25 protein-coding genes and 1 other RNA gene are annotated in these 24,627 nt (G+C 63.4%); 15 read left to right on the top strand and 11 right to left on the bottom strand.

Annotation, left to right across the window (positions count from 1 at the left end):
* The first annotated feature begins 22 nt into the window (after positions 1 to 22).
* The 3 genes from NVV93_RS19110 to NVV93_RS19100 all read left to right on the top strand — a co-directional run bounded on the left by NVV93_RS19110 (position 23) and on the right by NVV93_RS19100 (position 3,169).
* Positions 23 to 649, top strand: a complete 627-nt coding sequence (locus NVV93_RS19110; protein WP_258252236.1) for a LysE family transporter — start codon at positions 23 to 25, stop codon at positions 647 to 649.
* 96 nt (positions 650 to 745) lie between these two features.
* On the top strand, positions 746 to 2,641 hold the full coding sequence (locus NVV93_RS19105; protein ID WP_258252235.1) for a cytochrome c/FTR1 family iron permease: 1,896 nt from the start codon (positions 746 to 748) through the stop codon (positions 2,639 to 2,641).
* 75 nt (positions 2,642 to 2,716) lie between these two features.
* On the top strand, positions 2,717 to 3,169 hold the full coding sequence (locus NVV93_RS19100) for a YaiI/YqxD family protein (protein ID WP_258252234.1): 453 nt from the start codon (positions 2,717 to 2,719) through the stop codon (positions 3,167 to 3,169).
* An 84-nt stretch (positions 3,170 to 3,253) separates the two neighbouring features.
* Here the strand turns inward: NVV93_RS19100 and NVV93_RS19095 are convergent, their stop codons facing one another.
* Together NVV93_RS19095 and elbB are read right to left on the bottom strand one after the other, a co-directional pair.
* Positions 3,254 to 3,724, bottom strand: coding sequence for a thioesterase family protein (locus NVV93_RS19095; RefSeq protein ID WP_258252233.1), 471 nt, complete (start codon positions 3,722 to 3,724; stop codon positions 3,254 to 3,256).
* 116 nt (positions 3,725 to 3,840) lie between these two features.
* Positions 3,841 to 4,503: an isoprenoid biosynthesis glyoxalase ElbB gene (gene elbB, locus NVV93_RS19090; protein ID WP_258252232.1), complete on the bottom strand. Its 663-nt coding sequence runs from the start codon at positions 4,501 to 4,503 to the stop codon at positions 3,841 to 3,843.
* Positions 4,504 to 4,719: 216 nt separating this feature from the next.
* Between elbB and NVV93_RS19085 the strand changes: the two genes are divergently transcribed.
* Positions 4,720 to 5,958 carry a sterol desaturase family protein gene (locus NVV93_RS19085; RefSeq protein WP_258252231.1) on the top strand — a complete coding sequence of 413 codons (1,239 nt, stop codon included), beginning with the start codon at positions 4,720 to 4,722 and terminating at the stop codon, positions 5,956 to 5,958.
* On the opposite strand, the gene NVV93_RS19080 is transcribed toward NVV93_RS19085, so the two are convergent.
* Positions 5,959 to 6,513 carry a DedA family protein gene (locus NVV93_RS19080; protein WP_258252230.1) on the bottom strand — a complete coding sequence of 185 codons (555 nt, stop codon included), beginning with the start codon at positions 6,511 to 6,513 and terminating at the stop codon, positions 5,959 to 5,961. It abuts the gene before it with no gap.
* A gap of 215 nt (positions 6,514 to 6,728) precedes the next feature.
* Between NVV93_RS19080 and hemB the strand changes: the two genes are divergently transcribed.
* Positions 6,729 to 7,742 carry a porphobilinogen synthase gene (hemB, locus tag NVV93_RS19075; RefSeq protein WP_258252229.1) on the top strand — a complete coding sequence of 338 codons (1,014 nt, stop codon included), beginning with the start codon at positions 6,729 to 6,731 and terminating at the stop codon, positions 7,740 to 7,742.
* 20 nt (positions 7,743 to 7,762) lie between these two features.
* Positions 7,763 to 10,024 carry a polyphosphate kinase 1 gene (gene ppk1, locus NVV93_RS19070; protein WP_258252228.1) on the top strand — a complete coding sequence of 754 codons (2,262 nt, stop codon included), beginning with the start codon at positions 7,763 to 7,765 and terminating at the stop codon, positions 10,022 to 10,024.
* A 52-nt stretch (positions 10,025 to 10,076) separates the two neighbouring features.
* On the opposite strand, the gene ppx is transcribed toward ppk1, so the two are convergent.
* Entirely contained in the window at positions 10,077 to 11,579 is a 1,503-nt protein-coding gene (ppx, locus tag NVV93_RS19065; protein ID WP_258254421.1) for an exopolyphosphatase, read from the bottom strand.
* A 354-nt stretch (positions 11,580 to 11,933) separates the two neighbouring features.
* Here ppx and trxA point away from each other — a divergent pair, with 354 nt between their 5' ends.
* From trxA to NVV93_RS19040, 5 genes are all read left to right on the top strand, one after another.
* The gene (gene trxA, locus NVV93_RS19060; RefSeq protein WP_119895418.1) at positions 11,934 to 12,260 is read left to right on the top strand and encodes a thioredoxin TrxA; all 327 of its coding nucleotides are present in this window, start codon (positions 11,934 to 11,936) and stop codon (positions 12,258 to 12,260) included.
* Positions 12,261 to 12,485: 225 nt separating this feature from the next.
* The gene (rho, locus tag NVV93_RS19055) at positions 12,486 to 13,745 is read left to right on the top strand and encodes a transcription termination factor Rho (RefSeq protein ID WP_258252227.1); all 1,260 of its coding nucleotides are present in this window, start codon (positions 12,486 to 12,488) and stop codon (positions 13,743 to 13,745) included.
* A gap of 130 nt (positions 13,746 to 13,875) precedes the next feature.
* The gene (ubiD, locus tag NVV93_RS19050; protein WP_258252226.1) at positions 13,876 to 15,342 is read left to right on the top strand and encodes a 4-hydroxy-3-polyprenylbenzoate decarboxylase; all 1,467 of its coding nucleotides are present in this window, start codon (positions 13,876 to 13,878) and stop codon (positions 15,340 to 15,342) included.
* Between the two features lie 76 nt (positions 15,343 to 15,418).
* Positions 15,419 to 16,387: a CDP-6-deoxy-delta-3,4-glucoseen reductase gene (locus NVV93_RS19045; protein WP_258252225.1), complete on the top strand. Its 969-nt coding sequence runs from the start codon at positions 15,419 to 15,421 to the stop codon at positions 16,385 to 16,387.
* Positions 16,388 to 16,393: 6 nt separating this feature from the next.
* Entirely contained in the window at positions 16,394 to 16,615 is a 222-nt protein-coding gene (locus tag NVV93_RS19040; protein ID WP_258252224.1) for a hypothetical protein, read from the top strand.
* Positions 16,616 to 16,661: 46 nt separating this feature from the next.
* Here the strand turns inward: NVV93_RS19040 and NVV93_RS19035 are convergent, their stop codons facing one another.
* Complete coding sequence (locus NVV93_RS19035; protein ID WP_258252223.1) at positions 16,662 to 17,645, bottom strand: NADPH:quinone oxidoreductase family protein; 984 nt, start codon at positions 17,643 to 17,645, stop codon at positions 16,662 to 16,664.
* Between the two features lie 156 nt (positions 17,646 to 17,801).
* Here NVV93_RS19035 and NVV93_RS19030 point away from each other — a divergent pair, with 156 nt between their 5' ends.
* Complete coding sequence (locus NVV93_RS19030) at positions 17,802 to 18,212, top strand: flagellar basal body-associated protein FliL (protein WP_258252222.1); 411 nt, start codon at positions 17,802 to 17,804, stop codon at positions 18,210 to 18,212.
* A gap of 147 nt (positions 18,213 to 18,359) precedes the next feature.
* Here the strand turns inward: NVV93_RS19030 and NVV93_RS19025 are convergent, their stop codons facing one another.
* Positions 18,360 to 20,216: a diguanylate cyclase gene (locus NVV93_RS19025; protein WP_258252221.1), complete on the bottom strand. Its 1,857-nt coding sequence runs from the start codon at positions 20,214 to 20,216 to the stop codon at positions 18,360 to 18,362.
* Between the two features lie 51 nt (positions 20,217 to 20,267).
* The gene (locus NVV93_RS19020; protein WP_258252220.1) at positions 20,268 to 20,717 is read right to left on the bottom strand and encodes an EVE domain-containing protein; all 450 of its coding nucleotides are present in this window, start codon (positions 20,715 to 20,717) and stop codon (positions 20,268 to 20,270) included.
* Between the two features lie 182 nt (positions 20,718 to 20,899).
* On the opposite strand from NVV93_RS19020, the gene NVV93_RS19015 reads away from it, so the two are divergent.
* Positions 20,900 to 21,031, top strand: coding sequence for a hypothetical protein (locus NVV93_RS19015; RefSeq protein WP_258252219.1), 132 nt, complete (start codon positions 20,900 to 20,902; stop codon positions 21,029 to 21,031).
* Positions 21,032 to 21,069: 38 nt separating this feature from the next.
* On the opposite strand, the gene NVV93_RS19010 is transcribed toward NVV93_RS19015, so the two are convergent.
* The 4 genes from NVV93_RS19010 to NVV93_RS18995 all read right to left on the bottom strand — a co-directional run bounded on the left by NVV93_RS19010 (position 21,070) and on the right by NVV93_RS18995 (position 22,466).
* Entirely contained in the window at positions 21,070 to 21,675 is a 606-nt protein-coding gene (locus NVV93_RS19010; RefSeq protein WP_258254420.1) for a 5-formyltetrahydrofolate cyclo-ligase, read from the bottom strand.
* A gap of 58 nt (positions 21,676 to 21,733) precedes the next feature.
* Positions 21,734 to 21,912: non-coding RNA, 6S RNA (gene ssrS, locus NVV93_RS19005), on the bottom strand.
* 33 nt (positions 21,913 to 21,945) lie between these two features.
* The gene (locus NVV93_RS19000; RefSeq protein ID WP_258252218.1) at positions 21,946 to 22,260 is read right to left on the bottom strand and encodes a cell division protein ZapA; all 315 of its coding nucleotides are present in this window, start codon (positions 22,258 to 22,260) and stop codon (positions 21,946 to 21,948) included.
* A complete protein-coding gene (locus tag NVV93_RS18995; RefSeq protein WP_258252217.1) occupies positions 22,257 to 22,466 on the bottom strand; it encodes a TIGR02449 family protein in 210 nt (69 codons plus the stop codon). The genes NVV93_RS19000 and NVV93_RS18995 overlap by 4 nt, the downstream gene beginning before the upstream one ends.
* Before the next feature lie 157 nt (positions 22,467 to 22,623).
* On the opposite strand from NVV93_RS18995, the gene NVV93_RS18990 reads away from it, so the two are divergent.
* Positions 22,624 to 23,178, top strand: coding sequence for a YecA family protein (locus NVV93_RS18990; RefSeq protein ID WP_258254419.1), 555 nt, complete (start codon positions 22,624 to 22,626; stop codon positions 23,176 to 23,178).
* Between the two features lie 17 nt (positions 23,179 to 23,195).
* Entirely contained in the window at positions 23,196 to 24,530 is a 1,335-nt protein-coding gene (pepP, locus tag NVV93_RS18985; protein ID WP_258252216.1) for a Xaa-Pro aminopeptidase, read from the top strand.
* Positions 24,531 to 24,627 lie beyond the last annotated feature (97 nt).

Below are 24,627 nucleotides of genomic sequence, written 5' to 3'. Positions count from 1 at the left end.
TTTGTTTCTGCCGAGGTGCTCCATGGCCCTGCATACATGGCTGGCTTTTTTCGTCGCCTGCTGGGTGATCAGCCTGTCGCCGGGCGCCGGCGCGATTGCCTCGATGTCCTGCGGCTTGCAGTACGGCTTCTGGCGCGGCTATTGGAACGCGCTCGGCCTGCAATTGGGGCTGGCGTTGCAGATCGCCATCGTCGCCGCCGGGGTCGGCGCGCTGCTCACCGCGTCGGCGATGGCTTTCAGCCTGATCAAATGGTTCGGCGTGGCCTACCTGGTATATCTCGCCGTGCAGCAATGGCGAGCGCTGCCCAGCGAACTGCGCTCCGACGCGCCGCGGCCGATCGGCCGGCCGCTGTCGTTGGTGCTGCGCGGTTTCCTGGTCAATATCAGCAACCCCAAGGCGATCGTCTTCATGCTCGCCGTGCTGCCGCAGTTCCTTGATCCCGGCGCGCCGTTGCTCGGTCAATATCTGCTGATGGGCGTGACCATGATCAGCGTCGATCTGATCGTCATGGCCGGTTACACCGGCTTGGCTGCGCGGCTGCTCACCGCGCTGCGTTCGCCGCGTCAGCAGCGCATGGTCAATCGCACCTTTGCCGGGATGTTTCTTGGCGCGGCGGCGCTGCTCGCGACAATCCGCCGGGCCGCTTGAGGCTGCGGCTGGCGCGACAGAATTGTTTCAATCTGTTGCATGAAAACGTTAGGAAGATAACAATTACCCGTCTTCCATTCTCATTTGCGTTTATTCATGCCCCTTCCTTCCCGCTTCATCGCCGGCTTGCTGCTGTCCTGGCTGGCGCTCTGCAGTGCCTCGCTGCGCGCCGAAACCCTCGACGGCGCCGTGCAGGCGCTGCATCTGCTCGATTACTTCAGTGCCGACTATTCGGCTAGCGCAGCGACCGCCCAAGTGCGCGATACGGAGCGCGATCGCCAACAGCTGCAATCGCTCAACCAAGTGCAAGAATTGCTCGGCGGCCTGCCCGCACGACCGCAACAGGCGGCGCTGGTACAAAGCGCCGCGGCGTTGCTGGCGGCGGCCCAGCAACCTGCAGAAGGGCTCAGCGTGGTGCGCCAGGCGCGGCATCTGGGCGCGCAACTCGCGGCGGCGTACGAGATCAGCCAGGCACCGTTGATCACCCCCGACCCGAGCCGGGGCGCGCCGTTGTATGCCCAGCATTGCGCGGTCTGCCATGGCGACGCGGGGGCCGGCGATGGTCCGGCAGGCGTGGGTCTGGAACCGCCGCCGGGCGACCTGCGCGATCCGGCGCGGTTCGATCAGCTGAGTCTCTACGCGTTGTTCAATACCCTCGGCCTGGGCATCGATGGCAGTGATATGCCGGCCTTCGCCGATCAGCTCGACGAGCGCCAGCGCTGGGACCTCGCTAGCTATATCGCCAGTTTCAGCGCCGCGCCGGCTAGTGCTGGCAGTCAGCGTTTCGATCTCGCCGAGCTGGCCCGCCAGACCCCGGCGGAAATCGCCGCCAGCCAGGGCGCCGAGGCGGTCGCCGCGTTCCGTGCCCAGCGCGCCCAGCCGCCAGTGGTCCAACGCGGGCCCAGGCAGCTGCTCGACTACACCGCCAGCACGCTCGACAAGAGCCTCGCGGCCTACCGCGCCGGCGACCACGAACAGGCCTATGACCTGTCGGTGGCGGCCTATCTGGAAGGCTTCGAGCTGGTCGAAAGTTCGCTCGACAACCTCGATGCCGCGCTGCGCATGGAGACCGAGAAGTCCCTGATGGCTTACCGGCAGGCGGTGCAGGACGCGCGTCCGGTCGACGAAGCGGCGCAACTGCTGGACGTCGCCCAGAGCAAGCTCAAGGCGTCCGCCGAAGCACTCGGCGGCGAAGGCCTGAGCCAGTCGCTGAGCTTCGTGTCCAGCTTGCTGATCCTGCTGCGCGAAGGGCTCGAGGCGATTCTGGTGCTGGCGGCGATCCTCGCCTTCCTGCGCAACACCGGCCAGCAGGCGGCGACCCGCAGCGTGCACATTGGCTGGGGCCTGGCGATGCTCGCCGGGCTCGCCACCTGGGCGGTGGCGGCGTACCTGATCGATGTCGGCGGTGCCCAGCGCGAGCTGATGGAAGGCTGCACGGCGCTGTTCGCCAGCGTCATGGTCCTGTGGCTCGGCGTGTGGATGCACGACCGCCGGCATGCCGCGGCCTGGCAGGACTACATCAAGAGCAGCCTGGTTGGCGGCGGCGGGCGCTTCGGCTTCGCCGCGCTGGCGTTCTTTTCGGTGTACCGCGAGCTGTTCGAAGTCATTCTGTTCTATGAAACGCTCTGGCTGCAGGCCGGTCCGGTTGGCCATGGCGCGGTGATCGCCGGCGCCGGGGTGGCTGTGGTGCTGTTGATCGGCCTGGCCTGGATCATCCTGCGCGGCTCGGCTCGCCTGCCGTTGGGCCTATTCTTCGGCATCAACGCAGCGCTGCTCTGTGCATTGTCGGTGGTCTTCGCCGGCCACGGGGTCAAGGCGCTGCAGGAAGCCGGGGTGTTTGGCACCCATCCGGTGGCCTTCTTCGACTTTGACTGGCTGGGCATCCACGCCGACGCCTACTCGCTGGCGGCTCAGGCGCTGGCCTTGCTGGCGGTGGTGGTGCTGTACGGGCGCAGCAAGCTCGCCGAGCGCAAGCGCGTGCCCGCCGTATAAACGCTTGCTTGGCTTGAGAACACGGGCGGCCGGTTGCAGACTGGCCGCCCGTTTTTGCTTCTGCGGAACTCAATCATGCGTGTGTGGATCGATGCCGATGCCTGTCCCAAGGCGGCCAAGGATCAGCTGGTCAAGTTCGCCCTCAAGCGTCGCTTCGAGGTGGTGCTGGTGGCCGGGCAGAGCCAGATCAAGCCGGCCTTCGCCTGCGTGCGGCTGATCGTCGTACCGAGCGGCCCGGATGCGGCGGACGATTATCTGGTCGAGCACGCCATGCCCGGCGAACTGGTGATCTGCAGCGATGTGCCATTGGCCGATCGCTTGATCAAGAAAGGCGTCGCGGCCCTCGACCCGCGGGGCCGCGAGTTCGATGAGCGGAACATGGGCGAGCGGCTGGCGGTGCGCAATCTGTTTACCGATCTGCGTGAGCAGGGCCAGGTCGGTGGCGGCCAGGCGGCCTATGGCGAACGCGAGAAGCAGGCGTTCGCCAACTCGCTGGATCGCATCCTCACCCGGCTGGCGAAGGGCTGAACGACAGGGAGACGGCGATATTCCCGGATTTCATCCGGGCTACCTGCTGGCTTCGCGGTTTTCCACCCTAGCCAGTCGCTCGTTTCAACCGCACAAATAGGTGCCGGTGCCCACCGCTACCAGCGTGCCATCGTCGCTGTGCAACTCCATGCGGACTACCGCGACCTTGTTGCCGGTGCGTAGCGGCAACGCGGTGGCGATGAAATGCTCGCCACGCCCAGGCCGCAGGTAGTCGATGCGCAGGTCGATGGTGCCCAGCTTGGACAGTTGCAGCAGGCGTTCCGGCCCGGGCAGGTGGCGGTGGTTGGCGAAGGCGCCGATCAGCGCCATGGCGCCGCCGCAGACATCCAGCAGTGATGAAATCACCCCGCCGTGGAGGATGCCGTGGACGAAATTACCGATCAGTTCGGGTTTCATCGGCAGGCGCATGACCACCTGCTCGTTGCTCAGCGATTCGATCTCGATGCCCAGCACTTGGTTGAACGGGATGCGCTTGAAGAATGTACTGACCGCCAGCTGTACGTCGGCGCTCAGTTCGAAATGCTCGTTGGCCATGGTCATCGTCGCTGCGAAAGATGAAGGGGCACTCTGCGTCAGTCGAGCCCCGTCGGCCAGAGGCGCGGCCGGAGGGGCCTGCGCTTTGGCGCGATCAGCCTGCTGGGTGCGGCCTGTTAGGCGGAAGTGGTCAATTCCAGCACGCGATCGACCAGCTTGTTGATGCCCGAAGCGGCTTCGCTGATCGACTGGGCGAGCATGTAGGCCGGGGTGGTGACCAGTTTGTGCTGGGCATCTTCGACGACTTCGCCGACCGTGCATTCCTCATGGCTGGCACCCATGGCTTCCAGCGCAGCGGCGGTGTCGGCGTCGCTGCCGATGGTGCAGATCACCCCTTCGCCGTAGATGCGCGCGGCCATCGACGGGGCGATGCAGATCAGGCCGACCGGTTTGCCGGCGGCGGCGAAGCCTTTGGCCAAGGCCAGGACTTCGGGCTGTACGGTGCAGTCGCTGCCGTTGATGGCGAAGTCGGAAAGATTCTTCGCCGCGCCGAAGCCGCCGGGCACGATCAGCGCATCGAAATCTTCGACCTTGGCGTCGCGCAGATCCTTGATGTTGCCGCGGGCAATCCGCGCCGACTCGACCAGCACGTTGCGGGTCTCGGGCATTTCCTCACCAGTCACATGGTTGATCACGTGCAATTGCGCGATGTTCGGCGCGAAGCACTGCACTTCGGCGCCGCGTTGGTCGAGACGCAGCAGGGTGATCACGCTTTCATGGATTTCCGCGCCGTCGTAAACGCCGCAGCCGGAGAGGATCACGGCAACTTTTTTATTCATGGGAGGCACTCCTGAGGGGGATATGACGCAAGTATTTCATGCCTCGCCGCGCGCGTGTGTGCTTGTCGCGACCCGGCGGGCGGGACGTTAGCGGCGCAGCGCTGTCGCCAAATGCAACTTGCCCTGGCGCTCCCTGCTCTGGAGTGGCGGGACGACAGGAGTAGCATCGCGGGTGATGATCCCGGACTGCTGCCGGGCCGAAGCCTGTGGTGAGCCATGAACTACGTCCTTTTCGCGGTACCGTTTTTTTTCCTGCTGATCGGCCTCGAGTTGCTCGCCGATCGCTGGCGTGGGGTCAGCACTTATCGCCTGGCCGACGCGGTCAACAGTCTCAGCGCCGGGGTGCTCTCGACCACCAGCGGCCTGTTGACCAAGGCCCTCGGCCTGCTCACCTATACCTTCGCCTGGCAGCATTGGGGGGTCTTCGGCCTGACGGCCGACAACCTCTGGGTCTGGCTGTTCGCGTTCGTCTTCTATGACTTTTGCTACTACTGGAACCATCGCCTCGGCCATGAGCGCAACGTGCTGTGGGCCGCGCATTCGGTGCATCACCAGAGCGAGGAGTACAACCTCTCCACCGCGCTGCGGCAGACCAGTACCGGGTTTATTTTTGGCTGGATCTTCTATCTGCCGATGGCCCTGGTCGGCGTGCCGCCGCTGGTGTTTCTGACCGTGGCGGCGCTCAACCTGCTCTATCAGTTCTGGGTGCATACCCGCCATGTGCCCAAGCTCGGCTGGTTCGAATGGCTGTTCATCACGCCGTCCAATCATCGCGTCCATCATGCGCAGAACCCTGTGTATATGGATCGCAACTACGGCGGCGTGTTCATTGTCTGGGATCGTCTGTTCGGTACCTTTCAGGAGGAGCTGGATGCCGAGCCGGTAGTCTTCGGAGTGACCACGCCACTGCGCAGCTGGAACCCGTTGTGGGCCAACCTGCAGTTCTATGCGGTGCTGTGGCACGACGCGGTACGCGCCGAGTCGCGTTGGGACAAGCTGCGCATCTGGTTCATGCGCACCGGCTGGCGTCCGGCGGACGTCGCCGCACGCTACCCGCAGGCCAAACCGGATCTGGCCAACTTCGTCAAATTCGAGGTGCCGCTGGGGCGCGCGGCGCAGCTCTATGCCACGCTGCAGTTCGCCCTCTACGTCGCCGGCGGCATCTATCTGCTGGGCTGGTCCGAGCCGTGGCCGCTGGCCGGCCAACTGCTCGGGTGGGGCTGGATGGCCTTCGGTCTGTATGCCCTCGGCACCTGGCTGGAGAGCCGTCCCTGGGCGCTGCCCCTGGAGTGGCTGCGCCTGCTGCTCAACCTGCCGCTGTTGTGGCTGGCGCAACTGGGCGGCTGGCTGCCGGAGGGGCCGGAGGCCTGGAGTCTGCTCGGCCTGTACAGCCTGCTCAGCGTGGCAGGGATCTATCTACCGCGGCTCGCCAAGCCCGCAGCGCAAGTGGCCTGATCAGATGCGTGGCGTGCGCAGGCGGCGCCACAGCCAGAGCGCGGCGCCGAGGGCGACCAGGCCGCCGAGCACCCACAGCTCGTACTTCTTGATGTTGCCGAGGATGCCTTCCAGCACGTTGCCGAAGTGGAAGGCGGCCAGGCCCAGGGCCACTGCCCAGATAATCGCGCCGATGCCATTGAGGATCAGGTAGCGCAGCGGCGGATAACCGGACAAGCCGATCGCCACCGGCATCACCGTACGCAGACCGTAGACGAAGCGAAAGCTCAGCACCCACAAGTCGGGATGGCGGCGCACATAGATCAGGGCTTTTTCGCCGAGGAGAGTCCAGCGCGGGCGGCGGGCGAGGATTTCCCGGCCCTTGTGACGGCCCAGGTAGTACCACAACTGGTCGCCGGCATAGCTGCCGAAGAACGCCGTGGCGATCACCGCGTTGATGTCCAGGTAGCCGCGAAACGCCAGAAAGCCGGCCAGCACCAGAATGGTCTCGCCCTCGAAGAAGGTGCCGAGAAACAGGGCGAAGTAGCCGAAGTCCTGCAGGAGATTTTGGAGCATCGTCAGCGCGGGCAGCGAAATGAACGCGCAGCCTAACCCGCGCCGGGCACAACGGCAAAGCATGCTGATATCGCGGGCGATCAATCAGCCGCTCGGCGCCGGCGACCTCGTTCCGTCGCCCGGATGGCTGCGGCCTCCGGTCGCACTTCAGCCGCGGGCGTCATAGTTTGGTCATAATGACGGCCTATAGTGTCAAACTCGCCCTGGAGTCTGCCGTGAGCTTTACCCCCGCCAATCGCCTGTTTCCCGCCACCCGCCTGCGCCGCAATCGTCGTGATGAGTTTTCCCGCCGTCTGGTGCGCGAGCACGTTTTGACCGTCGCCGACCTGATTTTGCCGGTGTTCGTGCTCGACGGCGAAAACCGCCGCGAGGCGGTGCCATCGATGCCGGGGGTTGAGCGCCTGTCGATTGACTTGCTGTTGCAGGCGGCCGAGCGTTGGGTCGAGCTGGGGATTCCGGCGCTGGCGCTGTTCCCAGTGACGCCGGTCGAGAAGAAGTCGCTGGACGGCAGCGAGGCCTGGAATCCAGAGGGCATCGCCCAGCGCGCGATTCGCGCCTTGCGTGAACGCTTCCCCGAGCTCGGGGTGATCGCCGACGTGGCCCTCGACCCGTTCACCACCCACGGCCAGGATGGCATCCTCGACGACAGCGGTTACGTGCAGAACGACATCACCGTCGACGCGCTGGTCAAACAGGCGCTCTCGCATGCCGATGCCGGCGCTCAGGTGGTCGCGCCATCGGACATGATGGACGGGCGCATCCAGGCGATCCGCGAAGCGCTGGAGCTGGCCGACCACACCAACGTGCGGATCATGGCCTACTCGGCCAAGTACGCTAGCGCCTACTACGGCCCGTTCCGCGATGCGGTCGGCTCGGCCGCCAACCTCGGCAAGGCCAACAAGGCTAGCTATCAGATGGACCCGGCCAACAGCGACGAAGCGCTACACGAGGTGGCCGCCGATCTGGCCGAAGGCGCCGACATGGTGATGGTCAAGCCGGGCATGCCATACCTCGACATCCTCTATCGGGTGAAACAGGAATTCCGCGTGCCGACCTTTGTCTATCAGGTCAGCGGTGAGTACGCCATGCACATGGCGGCGATCCAGAACGGCTGGCTCAGCGAGGCGGTGATTCTCGAATCGTTGACCGCTTTCAAACGCGCTGGCGCCGATGGCATCCTCACCTACTTCGCCGCGCGTGCGGCAGAACTGTTACAACAGGGGCAATAGATCGCCCCAGGAAGGATTCGATGAACACCGCTGGACTTACAGATAGTGCATTGCTCAAGGCTGAACCCCTGGACCCGGCGCTGACCGAGACACCGGTCGAAGCGCCGCTCGTCGAAGCTGGCGACGCCGTGGTCGAGGCGGCGCCACCCAGCGTCGTCGTGGAACACCTGCCGGCCGAGCCGATTGCCGCGCCGCTGGTCGTGCCCAGCCTGGATGACAGCAGCCTGTACATTCACCGCGAGCTGTCGCAGCTGAAATTCAATATCCGCGTGCTGGAGCAGGCGCTGGACGAGTCCTACCCGTTGCTCGAGCGGTTGAAGTTCCTGCTGATCTTCTCCAGCAACCTCGACGAATTCTTCGAGATTCGCGTCGCCGGGCTGAAAAAGCAGATCACCTTCGCCCGCGAACAGGCCGGCGCCGACGGCCTGCAGCCGCACCAGGCGCTGGCGCGGATCAGCGAGCTGGTGCACGAGCAGGTCGGCCGCCAGTACGCGATCCTCAACGACGTGCTGTTCCCGGCGCTGGCCAAGCACCAGATCAACTTCATCCGCCGGCGTTTCTGGACCGTCAAGCTCAAGGCCTGGGTGCGCCGCTACTTCCGCGACGAGATCGCGCCGATCATCACCCCGATCGGCCTCGACCCGACGCATCCCTTCCCCTTGTTAGTAAACAAGAGCCTGAACTTCATCGTCGAACTGGAGGGCATCGACGCCTTCGGCCGCGATTCCGGTTTGGCGATCATCCCGGCGCCGCGCCTGCTGCCGCGGATCATCAAGGTGCCGGAAGAGATCAGCGGCCCCGGCGACAACTACGTGTTCCTCTCCTCGATGATCCACGCCCACGCCGACGACCTGTTCCCCGGTATGAAGGTCAAGGGCTGCTACCAGTTCCGCCTGACCCGTAACGCCGACCTGTCGGTGGACACCGAGGATGTCGAGGACCTGGCCCGCGCGCTGCGCGGCGAACTGTTCTCGCGCCGCTATGGCGATGGCGTGCGCCTCGAGGTGGTCGATACCTGTCCGGCGCACCTGTCCGACTACCTGCTCAAGCAGTTCAACCTCAGCGACAGCGAGCTGTACCGGGTCAATGGTCCGGTTAACCTGACCCGCCTGTTCAGCATCACCGGCCTGGACAGCCATCCGGAGCTGCAGAACAAGCCGTTCACTCCGGTGATCCCCAAGCTGCTGCAGAACGCCGAGAACATCTTCAACGTGATCGGCAAGCAGGACGTGCTGCTGCTGCACCCGTTCGAGTCGTTTACTCCGGTGGTCGACCTGCTGCGCCAGGCCGCCAAGGATCCCAACGTGCTGGCGATCAAGCAGACCCTGTATCGCGCCGGGGCCAACTCGGAGATCGTCGACGCGCTGGTCGAGGCGGCGCGTAACGGCAAGGAGGTCACCGCGGTGATCGAACTGCGTGCGCGTTTCGACGAGGAATCCAACCTGCAGCTGGCCAGCCGTCTGCAGGCCGCCGGTGCGGTGGTGATCTACGGCGTGGTCGGCTTCAAGACCCACGCCAAGATGATCCTCATCCTGCGCCGCGAGAACGGCGAACTGCGCCGTTACGCGCACCTTGGCACCGGCAACTACCACGCCGGCAACGCCCGTCTGTACACCGACTACAGCCTGCTGACCGCCGACGTGGCGCTCGGCGAGGACGTCTCCAAACTGTTCAGCCAACTGATCGGCATGGGCAAGACGCTGCGCATGAAGAAGCTGCTGCACGCTCCGTTCACCTTGAAGAAGGGCATGCTCGATCTGATCGCCCGCGAGACCCAGCACGCCAGCGAGGGCAAGTCGGCGCACATCATGGCCAAGTTCAATTCGCTGACCGATCCGAAGATCATCCGCGCGCTGTACAAGGCCAGCCAGGCTGGGGTGAAGATCGATTTGGTGGTGCGCGGCATGTGCTGTCTGCGCCCGGGCGTGCCGGGGGTGTCACACAATATCCAGGTACGCTCGATCATCGGCCGCTTCCTCGAGCACACGCGGATCTACTACTTCCACAACAACGGCGACGAACAGCTGTACCTGTCCAGCGCCGACTGGATGGAGCGCAACCTCGATAAACGGGTCGAAACCTGCTTCCCGGTGGAAGGTCGCAAGTTGATTCTGCGGGTGAAAAAAGAGCTTGAGACTTATCTCAGCGACAATACCCACAGCTGGCAATTGCAGCCGGATGGTCGCTATCTGCGCAATAGCCCGACCGGTAACCAGAACGCCCGCAGCGCGCAGCAGATCCTGTTCGACAAGCTGACCACGCCGGTAGTCAGCGTGCGCTGAGGAGCACTTTGCGGATGGTTCGAGAAACGCCTGTCGCGGGGTCGCGCAGGCGTTAACGGACGTTGAGGGTGAAATCGATCCGTTTGAGCCACTCGGCTTCTTGCTCGAAATCCGCCTGGGTCAGCGGGTTGGCTTCCAGCCACCCAGCCGGAAACACCACATCGAGACTGCGGGCGCCGGCCTGCAGCTGCACCGTGGGCATTTCCTGGGTACCACGGATGTGATGGAAGAGAATCGCGAAGCGCAGCAGCACGCAGAGGCGAATCAGCTGCACGCCTTCATCGCCAAACTCGGCGAAGCGCTCCTGCGGAATGTTGCGCCTATGGCCGCGAACCAACAGGGCAAGCATCAACTGGTCCTGGCGTGAAAAGCCGGCCAGGTCGGAGTGTTCGATCAGATAGGCGCCGTGCTTGTGATAGTGGTAATGCGCGATGTCCTGGCCGAGTTCATGGACGCGCGCCGCCCAGCTGAGCAGTTCGTGGTGCCAGTCATCATCCAGTTGCCAGGCGTCGGCGACGCTTTCCAGGGCCTTCAAGGCCTTGGCTTCGACGCGGGCTGCCTGATCCACATCGACGCGATAGCGCTCCATCAGCGCACTGAGGGTGCGCTCGCGGACGTCCTCATGGTGATGGCGGCCGAGCAGGTCATACAGTACGCCTTCGCGCAGGGCGCCATCGGAGTGGGCCATGCTTTTCAGTTCGAGCGCGTCGAAGATTGCCTCGCAGATCGCCAGGCCGGCTGGAAAAATCGCCCGTCGATCCGGCTTGATCCCATCGAGGTCGAGTTTGTCCGCATCGCCCAGCTTCAACAGTTTGCGCTTCAGCCAGGCGATGCCCTCCGGATTGACCTCGCCATTGCCGTGGCCTGCGGCCTTGCTGGCCAGTCCCACGGCGCGCAGGGTGCCGGACGCGCCGACCGCTTCCTGCCAGCCGAGCCGGCGCAGACTCTGCTCGATGCCCATCAGCTCCAGACGCGCTGCGGTGTAGGCCTGGGCGTAGCGGGCCGGAGTGATCTTGCCGTCCTTGAAATAACGTTGGGTGAAACTCACGCAGCCCATCTGCAGGCTTTCCCGCAGCAGCGGCTCGAAGCGCTGGCCGATGATGAATTCGGTGCTGCCTCCGCCAATGTCGGCGATCAGGCGTTTGCCCGGCGTATCGGCAAGGGTGTGCGAGACCCCCAAGTGAATCAGACGCGCTTCTTCGCGGCCGGAAATCACTTCCACCGGATGGCCGAGCACGGCTTCGGCGCGGCGGATGAATTCGCTGCGATTCCGTGCTTCGCGCAGTGCGTTGGTGCCGACGATACGTACGGCACCTTGCGGCAGGCCGTTGGTCAGCTGGGCAAAGCGGCGCAAGCAATCGACCCCGCGCTGCATCGCTTCTTCGCTGAGCAGGCGCTGCTCATCAATTCCTGCTGCGAGCTGAACTTTCTCCCCGAGCCGCTCAAGAATGCGGATCTCGCCATGGTCAGCCTTGGCTAGAACGATATGGAAGCTGTTCGAGCCGAGGTCAATGGCGGCGATATGGGAGAAATTCTTCGCTGGGCTTTGCGGCATGATTCGGTTCTCGAGGCGTATCCGCGACATCGTGCCATGATAGGCCAACAACGCCAACGCGAAGCGCGGAACGGTGCACTCGAACGGCACGGTCAGTCGATTCATGCGGCGGCTCTGGGGTTGTCGGCAGGCGGGCTGGCGAGCACTATCGGCTCATCCTCGATTCTGCTTCCAGGCTGTGACAGCGATGTTGCGGCAGCGCTAGCGTGGCGTTTGTGCGGTTCCTTGCAAGCCTGCCACGATCAGCTTTCATGCACTGAGCCATAGCAAAGCTCAATCGGCTGCGGCTTTCGGCCACCGCCGAGCCGGGCTATGATGGCGGCCACTTTTTGCTTCCGACCACGGAGACTTTCCATGAGCGAATTCATCACCAACGTCAGCGACGCCAGCTTCGATCAAGATGTACTCCAGGCTGATGGCCCGGTGCTGGTCGACTACTGGGCGGAGTGGTGCGGCCCGTGCAAAATGATTGCCCCGGTGCTCGACGAAATCGCCCAGACCTATCAAGGCAAACTGAAGGTCTGCAAATTGAACATCGACGAAAACCAGGACACCCCGCCGAAATACGGCGTGCGTGGCATCCCGACCCTGATGCTGTTCAAGAACGGCAACGTCGAGGCCACCAAGGTCGGTGCACTGTCCAAGTCGCAGTTGGCGGCATTCCTCGACAGCAACATCTAAGTCGTGAAAAAAAGCCCTGCCTCGAGCAGGGTTTTTTATGTCGTGCTACTAGACGTTTCCGCCAGGGCGATGGTAAATTCGCCCACGCAGCGGTTTCTCCGCTGCCCTCCAGCCGCCGTCGACGCTCTCCTAATCCAATAAGTACGCGACCTGTCGCATTCTTTCGCGACGCGGCCTCTTAAGCCCAGAGCTTATTTTCCCCTTCCTTACGATTACGTCATTCCTATGAATCTGACCGAACTCAAGCAAAAGCCGATTACCGACCTGTTGGAAATGGCCGAACAAATGGGCATCGAGAACATGGCCCGTTCGCGCAAGCAGGACGTGATTTTCTCCCTGCTCAAAAAACACTCGAAAAGTGGCGAGGAAATCTCCGGTGATGGCGTGCTGGAGATCCTCCAGGACGGCTTCGGCTTCCTGCGCTCCGCGGACTCTTCCTATCTCGCTGGGCCGGACGACATTTACGTCTCGCCCAGCCAGATCCGCCGTTTCAACCTGCGTACCGGTGACACCATCGTCGGCAAGATCCGTCCGCCGAAAGAGGGCGAGCGTTACTTCGCCCTGCTCAAGGTCGACACGATCAACTACGACCGCCCGGAAAACGCCAAGAACAAGATTCTGTTCGAAAACCTTACCCCGCTGTTCCCCAACAAGCGTCTGAAGATGGAGGCCGGCAACGGTTCCACCGAAGACCTGACCGGCCGGGTCATCGACCTCTGCGCGCCGATCGGCAAGGGTCAGCGCGGGTTGATCGTGGCACCGCCGAAAGCCGGTAAAACGATCATGCTGCAGAACATCGCGGCCAACATCACCCGCAACAACCCCGAATGCCACCTGATCGTCCTGCTGATCGACGAGCGCCCGGAAGAAGTGACCGAAATGCAGCGCACCGTGCGCGGCGAAGTGGTCGCCTCGACCTTCGACGAACCGCCGACCCGCCACGTGCAGGTCGCCGAAATGGTGATCGAGAAGGCCAAGCGCCTGGTCGAACACAAGAAGGACGTGGTTATCCTGCTCGACTCGATCACCCGTCTGGCGCGTGCCTACAACACCGTGATCCCGAGCTCCGGCAAGGTCCTCACCGGTGGTGTCGACGCCCACGCCCTGGAGAAGCCGAAACGTTTCTTCGGCGCGGCGCGCAACATCGAAGAAGGCGGTTCGCTGACCATCATCGCCACCGCGCTGGTAGAAACTGGCTCGAAGATGGACGAGGTGATCTACGAAGAATTCAAGGGCACCGGCAACATGGAACTGCCCCTGGATCGCCGTATCGCCGAGAAGCGCGTGTTCCCGGCGATCAATATCAACCGCTCCGGCACTCGCCGCGAAGAGTTGCTGACCGCCGAAGACGAGTTGCAACGCATGTGGATCCTGCGCAAGCTGCTGCACCCGATGGACGAAATCGCCGCCATTGAGTTCATGCTCGATAAGCTCAAAGACACCAAGACCAACGACGAATTCTTCATGTCGATGAAGCGCAAATAAGTCGTGGCTAGGCCGCCGAAGCCGGGGAAACCCGGCTTTTGCACATCTGGCTTCTGGTCCGCCTTCTGAATACCCGGGTTCGGCGCTAAACTTTGCGCCCCGACCTGCGCGCCCCACACGAGGCTCAAGCATGCAGTATCGCGACTTGCGCGACTTTATCCGCGGCCTGGAACAGCGTGGCGAACTCAAGCGCATCCACACGCCGGTTTCGCCGGTGCTCGAGATGACCGAAATCTGTGACCGCACCTTGCGCAAGGGTGGCCCGGCGCTGCTGTTCGAGAATCCCACGGGCTTCGACATGCCGGTACTCGGCAACCTGTTCGGCACGCCCAAGCGCGTGGCCCTGGGCATGGGCGCGGCGGAGGTCTCCGAGCTGCGCGAAATTGGCAAGCTGCTGGCCTTCCTCAAGGAGCCGGAGCCGCCGAAGGGGTTGAAAGACGCCTGGGCGAAACTGCCGGTTTTTCGCAAAGTCCTGGCTATGGCGCCCAAGGTGCTCAAGGACGCGCCGTGCCAGGAAGTGATCGAGGAAGGCGAGGCTGTCGACCTGACCAAGCTGCCGGTGCAAACCTGCTGGCCCGGCGACGTGGCGCCGCTGATCACCTGGGGCCTGACCATCACCAAGGGCCCGAACAAGGAGCGGCAGAACCTCGGTATCTACCGTCAGCAGGTAATCGGCCGCAATAAAGTCATCATGCGCTGGCTCAGTCATCGCGGTGGCGCGCTGGATTTCCGTGACTGGTGTGAGAAATTTCCCGGCCAGCCTTATCCGGTAGCCGTGGCCCTAGGCGCCGACCCGGCGACGATTCTCGGCGCGGTCACCCCGGTGCCTGACAGCCTTTCCGAATACGCCTTCGCCGGCCTGTTGCGTGGTCACCGCACCGAGCTGGTCAAGGCGCGCGGCAGCGACCTGCAGGTGCCGGCCAGCGCGGAAATCGTCCTCGAAGGGGTGATCCATCCCGGCGAGATGGCCGACGAAGGCCCGTACGGCGATCACACCGGCTACTACAACGAAGTCGACCGTTTCCCGGTGTTCACCGTCGAGCGCATCACCCGCCGCCAGAAGCCGATCTACCACAGCACCTACACCGGGCGGCCGCCGGATGAGCCAGCGGTGCTTGGCGTGGCGCTCAACGAAGTGTTCGTGCCGATCCTGCAGAAGCAGTTCCCGGAGATCACCGACTTCTACCTGCCGCCGGAAGGCTGCTCCTATCGCCTGGCGGTGGTAACCATCAAGAAGCAGTACCCCGGCCACGCCAAGCGCGTGATGCTCGGCGTGTGGAGCTTCCTGCGCCAGTTCATGTACACCAAGTTCGTCATCGTCACCGATGACGACGTCAATGCGCGCGACTGGAACGACGTGATCTGGGCGATCACCACGCGCATGGACCCCAAGCGCGACACCGTGCTGATCGACAACACGCCGATCGACTACCTCGACTTCGCCTCGCCGATCTCCGGTCTCGGCTCGAAGATGGGCCTCGACGCCACCCACAAGTGGCCGGGCGAGACCAGCCGCGAATGGGGTCGGGCGATCGTCCAGGACGAGGCGGTCAAGCAACGAGTCGACGCGTTGTGGGCCGAGTTGGGGATCGATTGATGCGTAGGAGCGAATCTATTCGCGATCCACACCGCGCCCGTTTCGCGAATGAATTCGCTCCCACAGAGCGTGCATCGTGAAAGTTACTCTGCAACCCTCTGGCGCGGTGCTCGATGTGCACTCCGGCGAGCGCATCCTCGATGCCGCGCGGCGCCTCGGCTACGACTGTCCGCAGGCCTGTCGCAACGGCAACTGCCATATCTGCGCGGCGCTGCTGGTCGAAGGCCGGGTTTGCCAGGCCGGTGCCGAGATCGCCCAAGGCGAGCTGTTCACCTGCCTGGCCGAGCCGCTGCAAGACTGCGTGCTGCACTGGGACGGCGTGCTGGCGCCCGGCGAACTGCCGGTGCGCACCCTGAGCTGCCAGTTGATCGAGTGTATCGAGCTGGGTGGCGATGTCTGGCGCGTGCGCCTGCGCGCCCCGGCCGGCAAGCCGCCGCGCTATCACGCCGGGCAGTACCTGCTGCTCGAGCGCGACGACGGCGAGTGGTCGGCGTTCTCGCTGGCCTCGGCGCCGCATCAGGGCCGCGAGCTGGAGCTGCATGTCCTCAATCGCGAGGTCAGCACTCAGGCGATTCTCGCCCAGCTGCAGCGCACGCGCCTGGCGCGGGTGCAGCTGCCGTTCGGCGATACCCACCTGGCCGAACTGCCGGACGGCCCGCTGGTGCTGATCGCCGCCGGCACCGGCATGGCGCAGATGCACAGCCTGATCGAGCATTGCCGCTCGACCGGCTTCAAGCATCCGGTGCACCTGTACTGGGGCGTGCGCCAGCCGGACGACTTCTACGCGCTCGAGCACTGGGACGACTGGCGGCGTCTGGACAACCTGCACCTGCACCGCGTGGTCAGCGAGCTGTGCAGCTGGGGCGGGCGCTGCGGCATGCTGCACGAGGCAGTCTGCGAGGACTTTGCCGACCTTTCAGCGCTGCACGTGTACGCCAGCGGCTCGCCGGCGATGGTCTACGGCACCCTCGACGCGCTGGTCGCGGCGGGCATGGATGCGCACCAGATGCGCGCCGACGTGTTCGCCTACGCGCCGCGCGAGTGAAGGGCGATGAATGAGGGCTGGCTGCGGCTGTTTCAGACTCTGGTGAGTATTGTTTGCCTGATCGTGCTAATCGAGAGTCTCCGCACCGGGAGTACGATTGCGCTCGGTCGTGGGCATTTTCACTGGGTGAGCAAGGATGAAGTGCCTGTGCGCTTCTGGGTGGCCAACCTGATTTTGTTGGCATTGGCCATTCTGGGTTTCGTCAGTAAGCCAGGGCGCAAGATTTAGCGCTGACTATTTGAAGGAGCCCCGCATTGCGCGGGGCTTTTTCAAATCAACCCCGGACTTCCACCACCACCTTGCCGACTGCCCTGCGCTGGCCGAGATGATCGATCGCCTCGGCGGCGTTGGCCAGCGGGAAGACTTTCGACACCAGCGGCTTGAGCTTGCCTTCGGCGTGCCACTTGAACAGCTGCTGGAAGTTCGCCGCGTTGTCCTGCGGCTGGCGTGCGGCAAACGCGCCCCAGAACACGCCGACCAGCGAGGCGCCCTTGAGCAGCGGCAGGTTGGCCGGCAGCGCCGGGATGCCGCCGCCGCTGGCGAAGCCGACCACCAGGAAGCGACCGTTCCAGGCGATGCTGCGGAACGCCTGCTCGAGCAGTTCACCGCCGACCGGGTCATAGATCACGTCGACGCCGTGCTCGCCGGTGATCTCCTTGATCCGCTCGCGCAGATTCTCTTCGCTGTAGTTGATCAGCTCGTCGGCGCCGGCGGCCTTGGCCACCGCCAGCTTCTCCGCGCTGCTCGCTGCGGCGATGACCCGCGCGCCCATCGCCTTGCCGATCTCCACCGCGGCCAGACCGACGCCGCCGGAGGCGCCGAGTACCAGCAGGGTTTCGCCCGGCTGCAGGTTGGCGCGCTGTTTCAGGGCATGCAGCGAGGTGCCGTAGGTCATGCCGAACGCGGCGGCCGAGTTGAAGTCGAGGCTGGCCGGGATCGGCATCACCTTGTCCGCGCCGACCGCGACCTGCTCGGCGAACGCGCCCCAGCCGGTCAGCGCCATGACCCGGTCACCGGGTTTGACGTGGGTGACCTTCTCGCCGACCGCGGCGACCACGCCGGACGCCTCGCCACCCGGCGAGAACGGGAACGGTGGCTTGAACTGGTACTTGCCCTCGATGATCAGGGTGTCGGGAAAGTTGACCCCGGCGGCATGTACATCGAGGAGCACTTCGAATTTTTTCGGTACCGGGCTGGGGGTTTCTTCCAGCACCAGGGTTTCGGCGGGACCGAAGGCTTTGCACAGCACGGCTTTCATGGGGAGTTCCTCTGCTTATTCTGGGGCCTGAGTGTAGAGAGGGTGGCGGGGCGGTCAACGAGCATGGCCTGCTCTGATAGCGCTGCATAAGCGTCGGGCTTGGGTGCCGGCGGCGCGCTCGCTATGCTAGGCGCCTCATTCGTCGAGGATCGCCCTGTGAAAGCCTGGATCGCTCTGCTGTTGGTTATAGCTCTACCGTTCGCTGTGCAGGTTAATGCAAAGGAAGAAGACAAGGAGGGTGCGGCGCCGAAGGTCGCTTACGTCAATCTGGTGCCGGCCATCGTCGGCAATTTTGGCTCCGGCACGCATCTGAAATTCTTCAAGGCCGACATTGCCCTGCGGGTGACGGGCAGCGAGGCTGAGGACAAGGTCGAGCATCACGAACCGTTGATCCGCAATCAGTTGGTCATGCTGTTTTCCCAGCAGACTGAAGCCAGCCTGGGCGACCTCGAAGCCAAGGAAAAGCTCCGCCAGGAGGCACTCAAGCAAGTCCAGCAGGTGCTGAGCCAGGAAGAGGGCAAGCCGCTGGTGGACGATCTGCTGTTTAACAACCTGATCATCCAGTAACGCTTAGCAGGCCGTTGAAAAACGTAGCGAGCGAAGGCTAGGCAAGGCGAAATCAGGCGAAAAAGCGCAGTTTACGAGTGGTAAATGAGCATTTTGAGCCTGATTTCAACGCGGTATAGCCGAGCGCAGTAGTTTTTCAACGACCTGCTAGTCGTCTGGCGCATCCGTGGTGCGCCACACGCACGTGCGGTTGCGGCCCGCGTGCTTGGCTTGATAGAGCGCTTCGTCGCTGTGCTGGACCAGCTCTTCGGGGTCCTGATCGCTGGTCGGTTCCGAGGTGGCCAGACCGATGCTGATGCTCAAGCGGCCCAAGGGACTGCCCGGATGCGGCAGCTGCAATTCGGCGATCAGCTCGTGAACGCGCTGAGCAATGTGTTCGGCGCCCTGCTGATCGGTATCGATGAGGATCAGGGTGAACTCTTCCCCGCCATAGCGGCACGCCGCATCGCCTTCGCGCTGCATGCAGCTCTGCAACACGGCGCTGACTCGGCGCAGCGCGTCATCGCCGGCGAGATGGCCGAGCGCATCGTTGTAGGCTTTGAAGTGGTCGATATCCAGCATCAGCAAGGTCAGTGGCGCCCCGACCCGGCGCAGGCGGCGCCATTCGCTGTGCAGCTGGCGGTCGAAGAAGCGCCGGTTGTATAGCCCGGTCAGGCCGTCCTGCTGGGACAGGCGCTGCAGGCGGGCTTCGAGTTGCAGGCGTTCGCTGTTATCGCGCGAGACGCCGATCAGATAGGCATGGCCATTCACTTCCACCCACTGCGCGCTGATTTCCGCAGCTTGCATGCTGCCGTCGCTGCGGCGCATTTGGTGCTGGAATAGTGGGCCTTGTTGGTCATCCGGGGGGGTTGCCCGCGATTGCTCGAGCAGGGCATTGAAGCCGGGCAGCAGCTGTTCCGGATCATCTTTCAGCAGTTGCGCGAATTCCGCTGCGCTGTAACCCAGGCTGGCATAGGCGGCCTGGTTCATATGCAGGATGTCGCGGTTGTGCGGATTGATGATGAACAGGCCGTCGCGGCTGGAATCGGTGAGGTCGACCACCAATTGCAGGCGTTCGCGGCTGTCGCGGAGAGTCTGTTCGATGGTCTCGCGCTGGCGAATTTCCTCGTTCAGGCGCCGATTGCTCTGTTGCACGGCGGCCGTTCGCCGGGAGTTTTCCAGGGCCAGGGCCAGCGCAGCGACCAACAGCATGCTGATCGCCAGACTGGCGCCAAGCACCAACCTGGGGAGCGGCGAGCTGAGCTCATCGAGGAGCTTCTCGCTGGGGCTGAGCTGCAGGGCGAAGTGCTGATTGTTCAGCAGATGCAGTGGCTCTTGTTGCTGCTGCTGGGGCAGCCAGGTGCTCACCTCGCGGCTGTAGATCGGTCGGCCATTTTCCAGCAGGCGGACATTGAAGGCGTGGCTGTCGAGGCGATCGAGCAACTCGTCCATCAGTCCTTCGACACGGAACACGCCCTGCAGGAAACCGTCGAACTGCGCCGGCTGATTGGTGCGGTGCAGATACAGCGGGGTGTAGACGATCAGTCCACGCCCACCCTGGAGCAGCGCAAAGCTGTCGGAAAAGCGGGGCAGGCCAGTGGTCTTGGCTTCCATCGCCAGCGGGTAATTGGGATGCTCCGGGCCGAGCTGGAAGTTGGCCGCGGCCTCGTTGCCGGCCTGCGGCAATATCCACTGCATGCGCAGATCGGCGTCGAGCCACTGGATCGCCTGGTAGCCATGGAAATTCTGCAGCGAGAAGCGCACGTAGCGTTCCCACTCGTCACGTGGCAGGCGGCCGTGCTGGCTCCACAGCGCAGCGAGCAGACTCAGCTGTTGCAGTTGCCCGGCCAGGCTGTTGTCCAGTTGCTGGGCCAGGCTGCCAGCCTGATAGGCGACGCGCTCGCTAATTCGCTGGGCCTGGCTACGTTCCAGCTGTAGCCAGATCGATACGCTGGTGGCGCAGAGCAGAATCAGCAATACCGCTAGTGCGGCGCGAGCCGGCCAGACGGAACGAACGGACGACATTGACGCTCCCGACAACGACCTAAAAGTGTGATGGCAACTGGCCATGCAAGTTTATCGCAGCACTAGTATCGCCGCCCAGTGCTGTTCGCTGACTGGCATCACCGACAGGCGGCTGCCGCGTTGCACCAAGGGCAGCTCGCTTAACGCGCTATCCGCCTTTAAACGGGGCAGGGTGAGTACCGCGGCAAAGGCCTCGACAAACTCGACATCCACCGCGCTCCAAGGATTTTTATCGGTACTCGCCTTGCTGTCGAAATATGCACTGTCGGGGTCGAGCGCGGTGGGATCGGGGTAGGCGGCGTTGGCGATCCGGCCAATCCCGGCAATGCCCGGTTGCGCACAGCTGGAGTGATAAAAGAAAAACAAATCGCCTGGTTGCATGCTGCGCAAGAAGTTGCGCGCTTGATAATTGCGCACCCCATCCCAGCGCGCCTGACCGAGACGGTTAAGATCGTGAATGGACAGTTCGTCGGGTTCCGATTTCATGAGCCAATAGGGCATGAATATTGCTCCACGATGCCGGTCAGCAGTTGGCGGCAATTTGTCGACAGCCGGCTGGTGTCAGAAATTGCATGAAGTTTCACCTTACCGGAGAATGCCGCGCTAGCTGAAGCTGCCGTTCGGCCCAATAACAATAACCGTCGCCGGTCAGCACGAGATTGCCTTGAAGGGGGAGGCAATACATGAAACGTAAACCAGATTTGCTGTGGGTTTTAGTAATTCTATTCAGCCTGGGCATGGTTACCACGGGTTACACCCAGAGCTTATGGGACCGCCAGAACGAAGCGCCGATCGAGCTTAAGCAACAACCTTAAGCTGGACAGGCCAGCGCCGCATGGAAGCGGTGCACCATTTACTGCCGTCCGTACCACGCCTCATCCGTCACCGTCGCCTGCAAGGGCACATCCCAACTGGCCAGCGCCAGCTTCTCGACCTTCTGACATTCATGGGCCAGTCCCAGTAGCGTCGGCTTGTGCCAATTTTTGCGCATGCTGCGATAGGCCAGGCTGCGGTCGTAGAATCCGCCGCCCATGCCCAGACGACCACCCTGATCATCGAAACCGACCAACGGCAGCAGCAGCAGATCCAGAGTCCAGACCTTGCGTTGGCGCTGGGGCGCGAAGCGGGGCTCAAGTATGCCAAAACGATTGGCCCGCAGGCCTTCGTGTGGCAGTACGCGCTGAAACACCATACGCGTCGCCGGCCACGGATTGAGAGCCGGTAGGTAAGTGTGTTTGCCGCGTCGTTGGGCGGCGCGCAACAGGGGGCGTGGGTCGATCTCGCCATCATTGGGCAAGTACAGGGCGATATGCCGGGCGCGGCGAAACCGCGGGTGCTGAGCGAGTTGGCGATAGAGCTTACGGGCGGCGCAGCGCTGCTCATGGGCGCTGAGCGCACGCCGCGCCTGGCGCAGCAAGCGGCGCAACTGCGGGCGTGAGAGCGCGCAGGCGTCGATCATGGTCATGGGTGACGTTTACGGTTTGAACTCGCGCCGAACGGCGCAAGTTGTAGGAGAAAGACCCCCCGACGTGCCGCTGTCGGTTTAGCCCTTGAACCCGAAAGTTCAAGGTGGAGGTTGCAGGAGGCGTTAAGGCTTTCCGTCAGGCGGACATGCACACCTGCCCCGACTTGCAACCCCCGGGTTTGTGCGTATCGGCTCAGGGACATCCCCAACTGGCGCACACCCCAGGGAGTGGCGGGAAGTATACCCCAATCCGTCGCACGGCAATCAGTCTCGCCCGCCATCCTGATCGGTGGCCAGGGCGTGATCGACGCGGTCGAGCAGGGTGCGGACCTGCTCGCGGCTCGAGCTAGCCTGTTGGTCGAGGTTCTGCTGTTTGTGCAGCAGGTCGTGGGTGATATTCAGGGCAGCCATCACCGCGACCCGGTCGGCGCCAATCACTTTGCCGCTCATGCGGATCTCACGCATTTTGCCGTCCAAGTAGCGCGCGGCGCTTTCCAGATTGGCGCGATCGTCCGGAGGGCAGGCGATGCAATATTCTTTGTCCAGAATCTGGACGCTTACGGTATTCGACTGGGTCATGAGTCCTGCTCCAAGGCTTTCAGGCGCGAAATCATCGATTCGACCTTGAGTCGGGCCATTTCGTTCTTTTCAATCAGATGAGCGCGTTCTTCGCGCCAGGCCTGTTCACCGGCTCGCAAGAGCTGGTTGTCGACCTTGAGTTGCTCGATGCGGCGGATCAGGAGGTCCAACTTGGCGGTCAGCGCACGCAGATCGGCGTCTTCCATAGGCTCTCACAAGGGGCTGGGGATCAACGCCACTATATAGGAGCGCGGCGTGCATGGGGCAAACCCGGCGGGCCGTTCGATGGTCTTGGCGCGCTTGCGGGTGCTAGGATACAAGGCCTCCATTCTAGTCATTGCGCCCTGTTGCGCCTAGCTGACCATACCCATGCAAAATTCCCCTTATAGTGCTTTCGCCGCCCTGCTCGCCAGCAGCGGCAACCCCGTTTCCCCGGCCGAGCTGCACGGTCTGTTGCTCGGGCGCAGCTGCGCCGGCGCCGGCTTCGATATTGATGCCTGGCTGGCGGACGCCGCCGAGCTGTTTGGCAGCGACCCACAGGACAACGTGCGCCAGGCGCTGATCGGCCTGCAGGAAATGGTCAAGGGCGAGCTGACCGGCGAGGACATGACCATCATCCTGCTGCTGCCCGGCGACGATGCGCCGCTGCCGGAGCGGGCGACCGCGTTGGGCCAATGGTGCCAAGGCTTTCTCGGCGGTTTCGGATTGACCGCGCGGGACACCGCGTTGAGCAGTGAAGCCATGGAAGTGCTCCAGGATCTGGCTGCCATCGCCCAGGTGCAGAGCGCCCTGGAAGAGTCCGAAGACGGCGAAAGCGACTATATGGAAGTCATGGAATACCTCCGGGTCGCGCCGTTGCTGCTATATACCGAGTGTGCCAAGCCACTGGCCGCCGCGCCGAAACCTTCCCTGCACTGAGTGAAGTAGCCCTGCCCATGACCAGCATCCCCAAGGCGGAATACGCCCGTAGGCGCAAGGCGCTGATGGCCCAGATGGAACCCAACAGCATCGCCATCCTACCGGCTGCGCCGGTGTACATCCGCAATCGCGATGTCGAGCATGTGTACCGTCAGGACAGCGATTTCCAGTACCTCAGCGGCTTTCCCGAGCCGGACGCGGTGCTGGTGCTGATTCCCGGTCGTGCGCATGGCGAATATCTGCTGTTCTGCCGTGAACGCGATCCCGAGCGCGAGCTGTGGGACGGTCTGCGTGCCGGTCAGGACGGGGCGATCAAGACCTACGGTGCCGACGATGCCTTCCCGATCGGCGATATCGACGACATCCTGCCCGGCCTGATCGAAGGGCGTGAGCGGGTCTACTACGCGATTGGCACCAACCAGGAGTTCGATCAGCACTTGATGGAGTGGGTCAACGTGATCCGCTCCAAGGCGCGCCAGGGTGCGCAGCCGCCAAACGAATTCGTTGCCCTAGACCACCTGCTGCACGACATGCGCCTGTACAAGAGCGCGGCCGAAGTGAAAGTGATGCGCGAAGCGGCTGAAATTTCCGCGCGCGCGCACATTCGCGCCATGCAGGTGAGCCGTGCCGGGCTCAGCGAATATCACCTGGAAGCCGAGCTGGACTACGAGTTCCGCAAGGGTGGGGCGAAGATGCCGGCCTACGGGTCGATCGTCGCGACCGGGCGTAACGCCTGCATCCTGCATTACCGCGAGAACGATGCGCCGCTCAAGGATGGCGATCTGGTATTGATCGACGCCGGCTGCGAAATCGACTGCTACGCCAGCGACATCACCCGCACCTTCCCGGCCAACGGCACCTTCAGCCCCGAGCAGAAGGCCATCTACCAGCTGGTGCTCGATGCCAACATGGCCGCCTTCGAGCAGATCGCCCCGGGCAAACATTGGAACGAAGCCCACGAGGCCACGGTACGAGTGATCACTGCCGGGCTGATCGAGCTCGGCCTGCTGCAGGGCGAGCTGGAAGAGCTGATCGCCAGCGAAGCCTACAAACCGTTCTATATGCACCGCGCCGGCCACTGGCTGGGCATGGACGTGCACGATGTCGGCGACTACAAGGTCGGCGGCGAGTGGCGCGTGCTCGAGCCGGGCATGGCGATGACCGTCGAGCCGGGCATCTATATCGCTCCGGATAACCAGAATGTCGCCAAGAAATGGCGCGGGATCGGCGTGCGCATCGAAGACGATGTGGTAGTTACCAAGACCGGCTGCGAAGTGCTGACCAACGGCGTGCCCAAGACCGTCGCCGAGATCGAGGCGCTGATGGCCGCCGCCCGCACTCAGGCGGCCTGATGGCACGTTTCGACCTGGCAATCATCGGCGGCGGGGGCGGGGCCATTGGTGCTCGGCTCGGCGCCAGCCTGGCCCTGGGCTTGGGAGGCGCGAGGCA

Origin of the sequence: Pseudomonas sp. LS44, assembly GCF_024730785.1 — a bacterium.
Taxonomy (GTDB): Bacteria; Pseudomonadota; Gammaproteobacteria; order Pseudomonadales; family Pseudomonadaceae; genus Aquipseudomonas.
The sequence above is the reverse complement of the archived record's forward strand: the minus strand, read 5'-3'. Positions and strand labels throughout refer to the sequence as shown.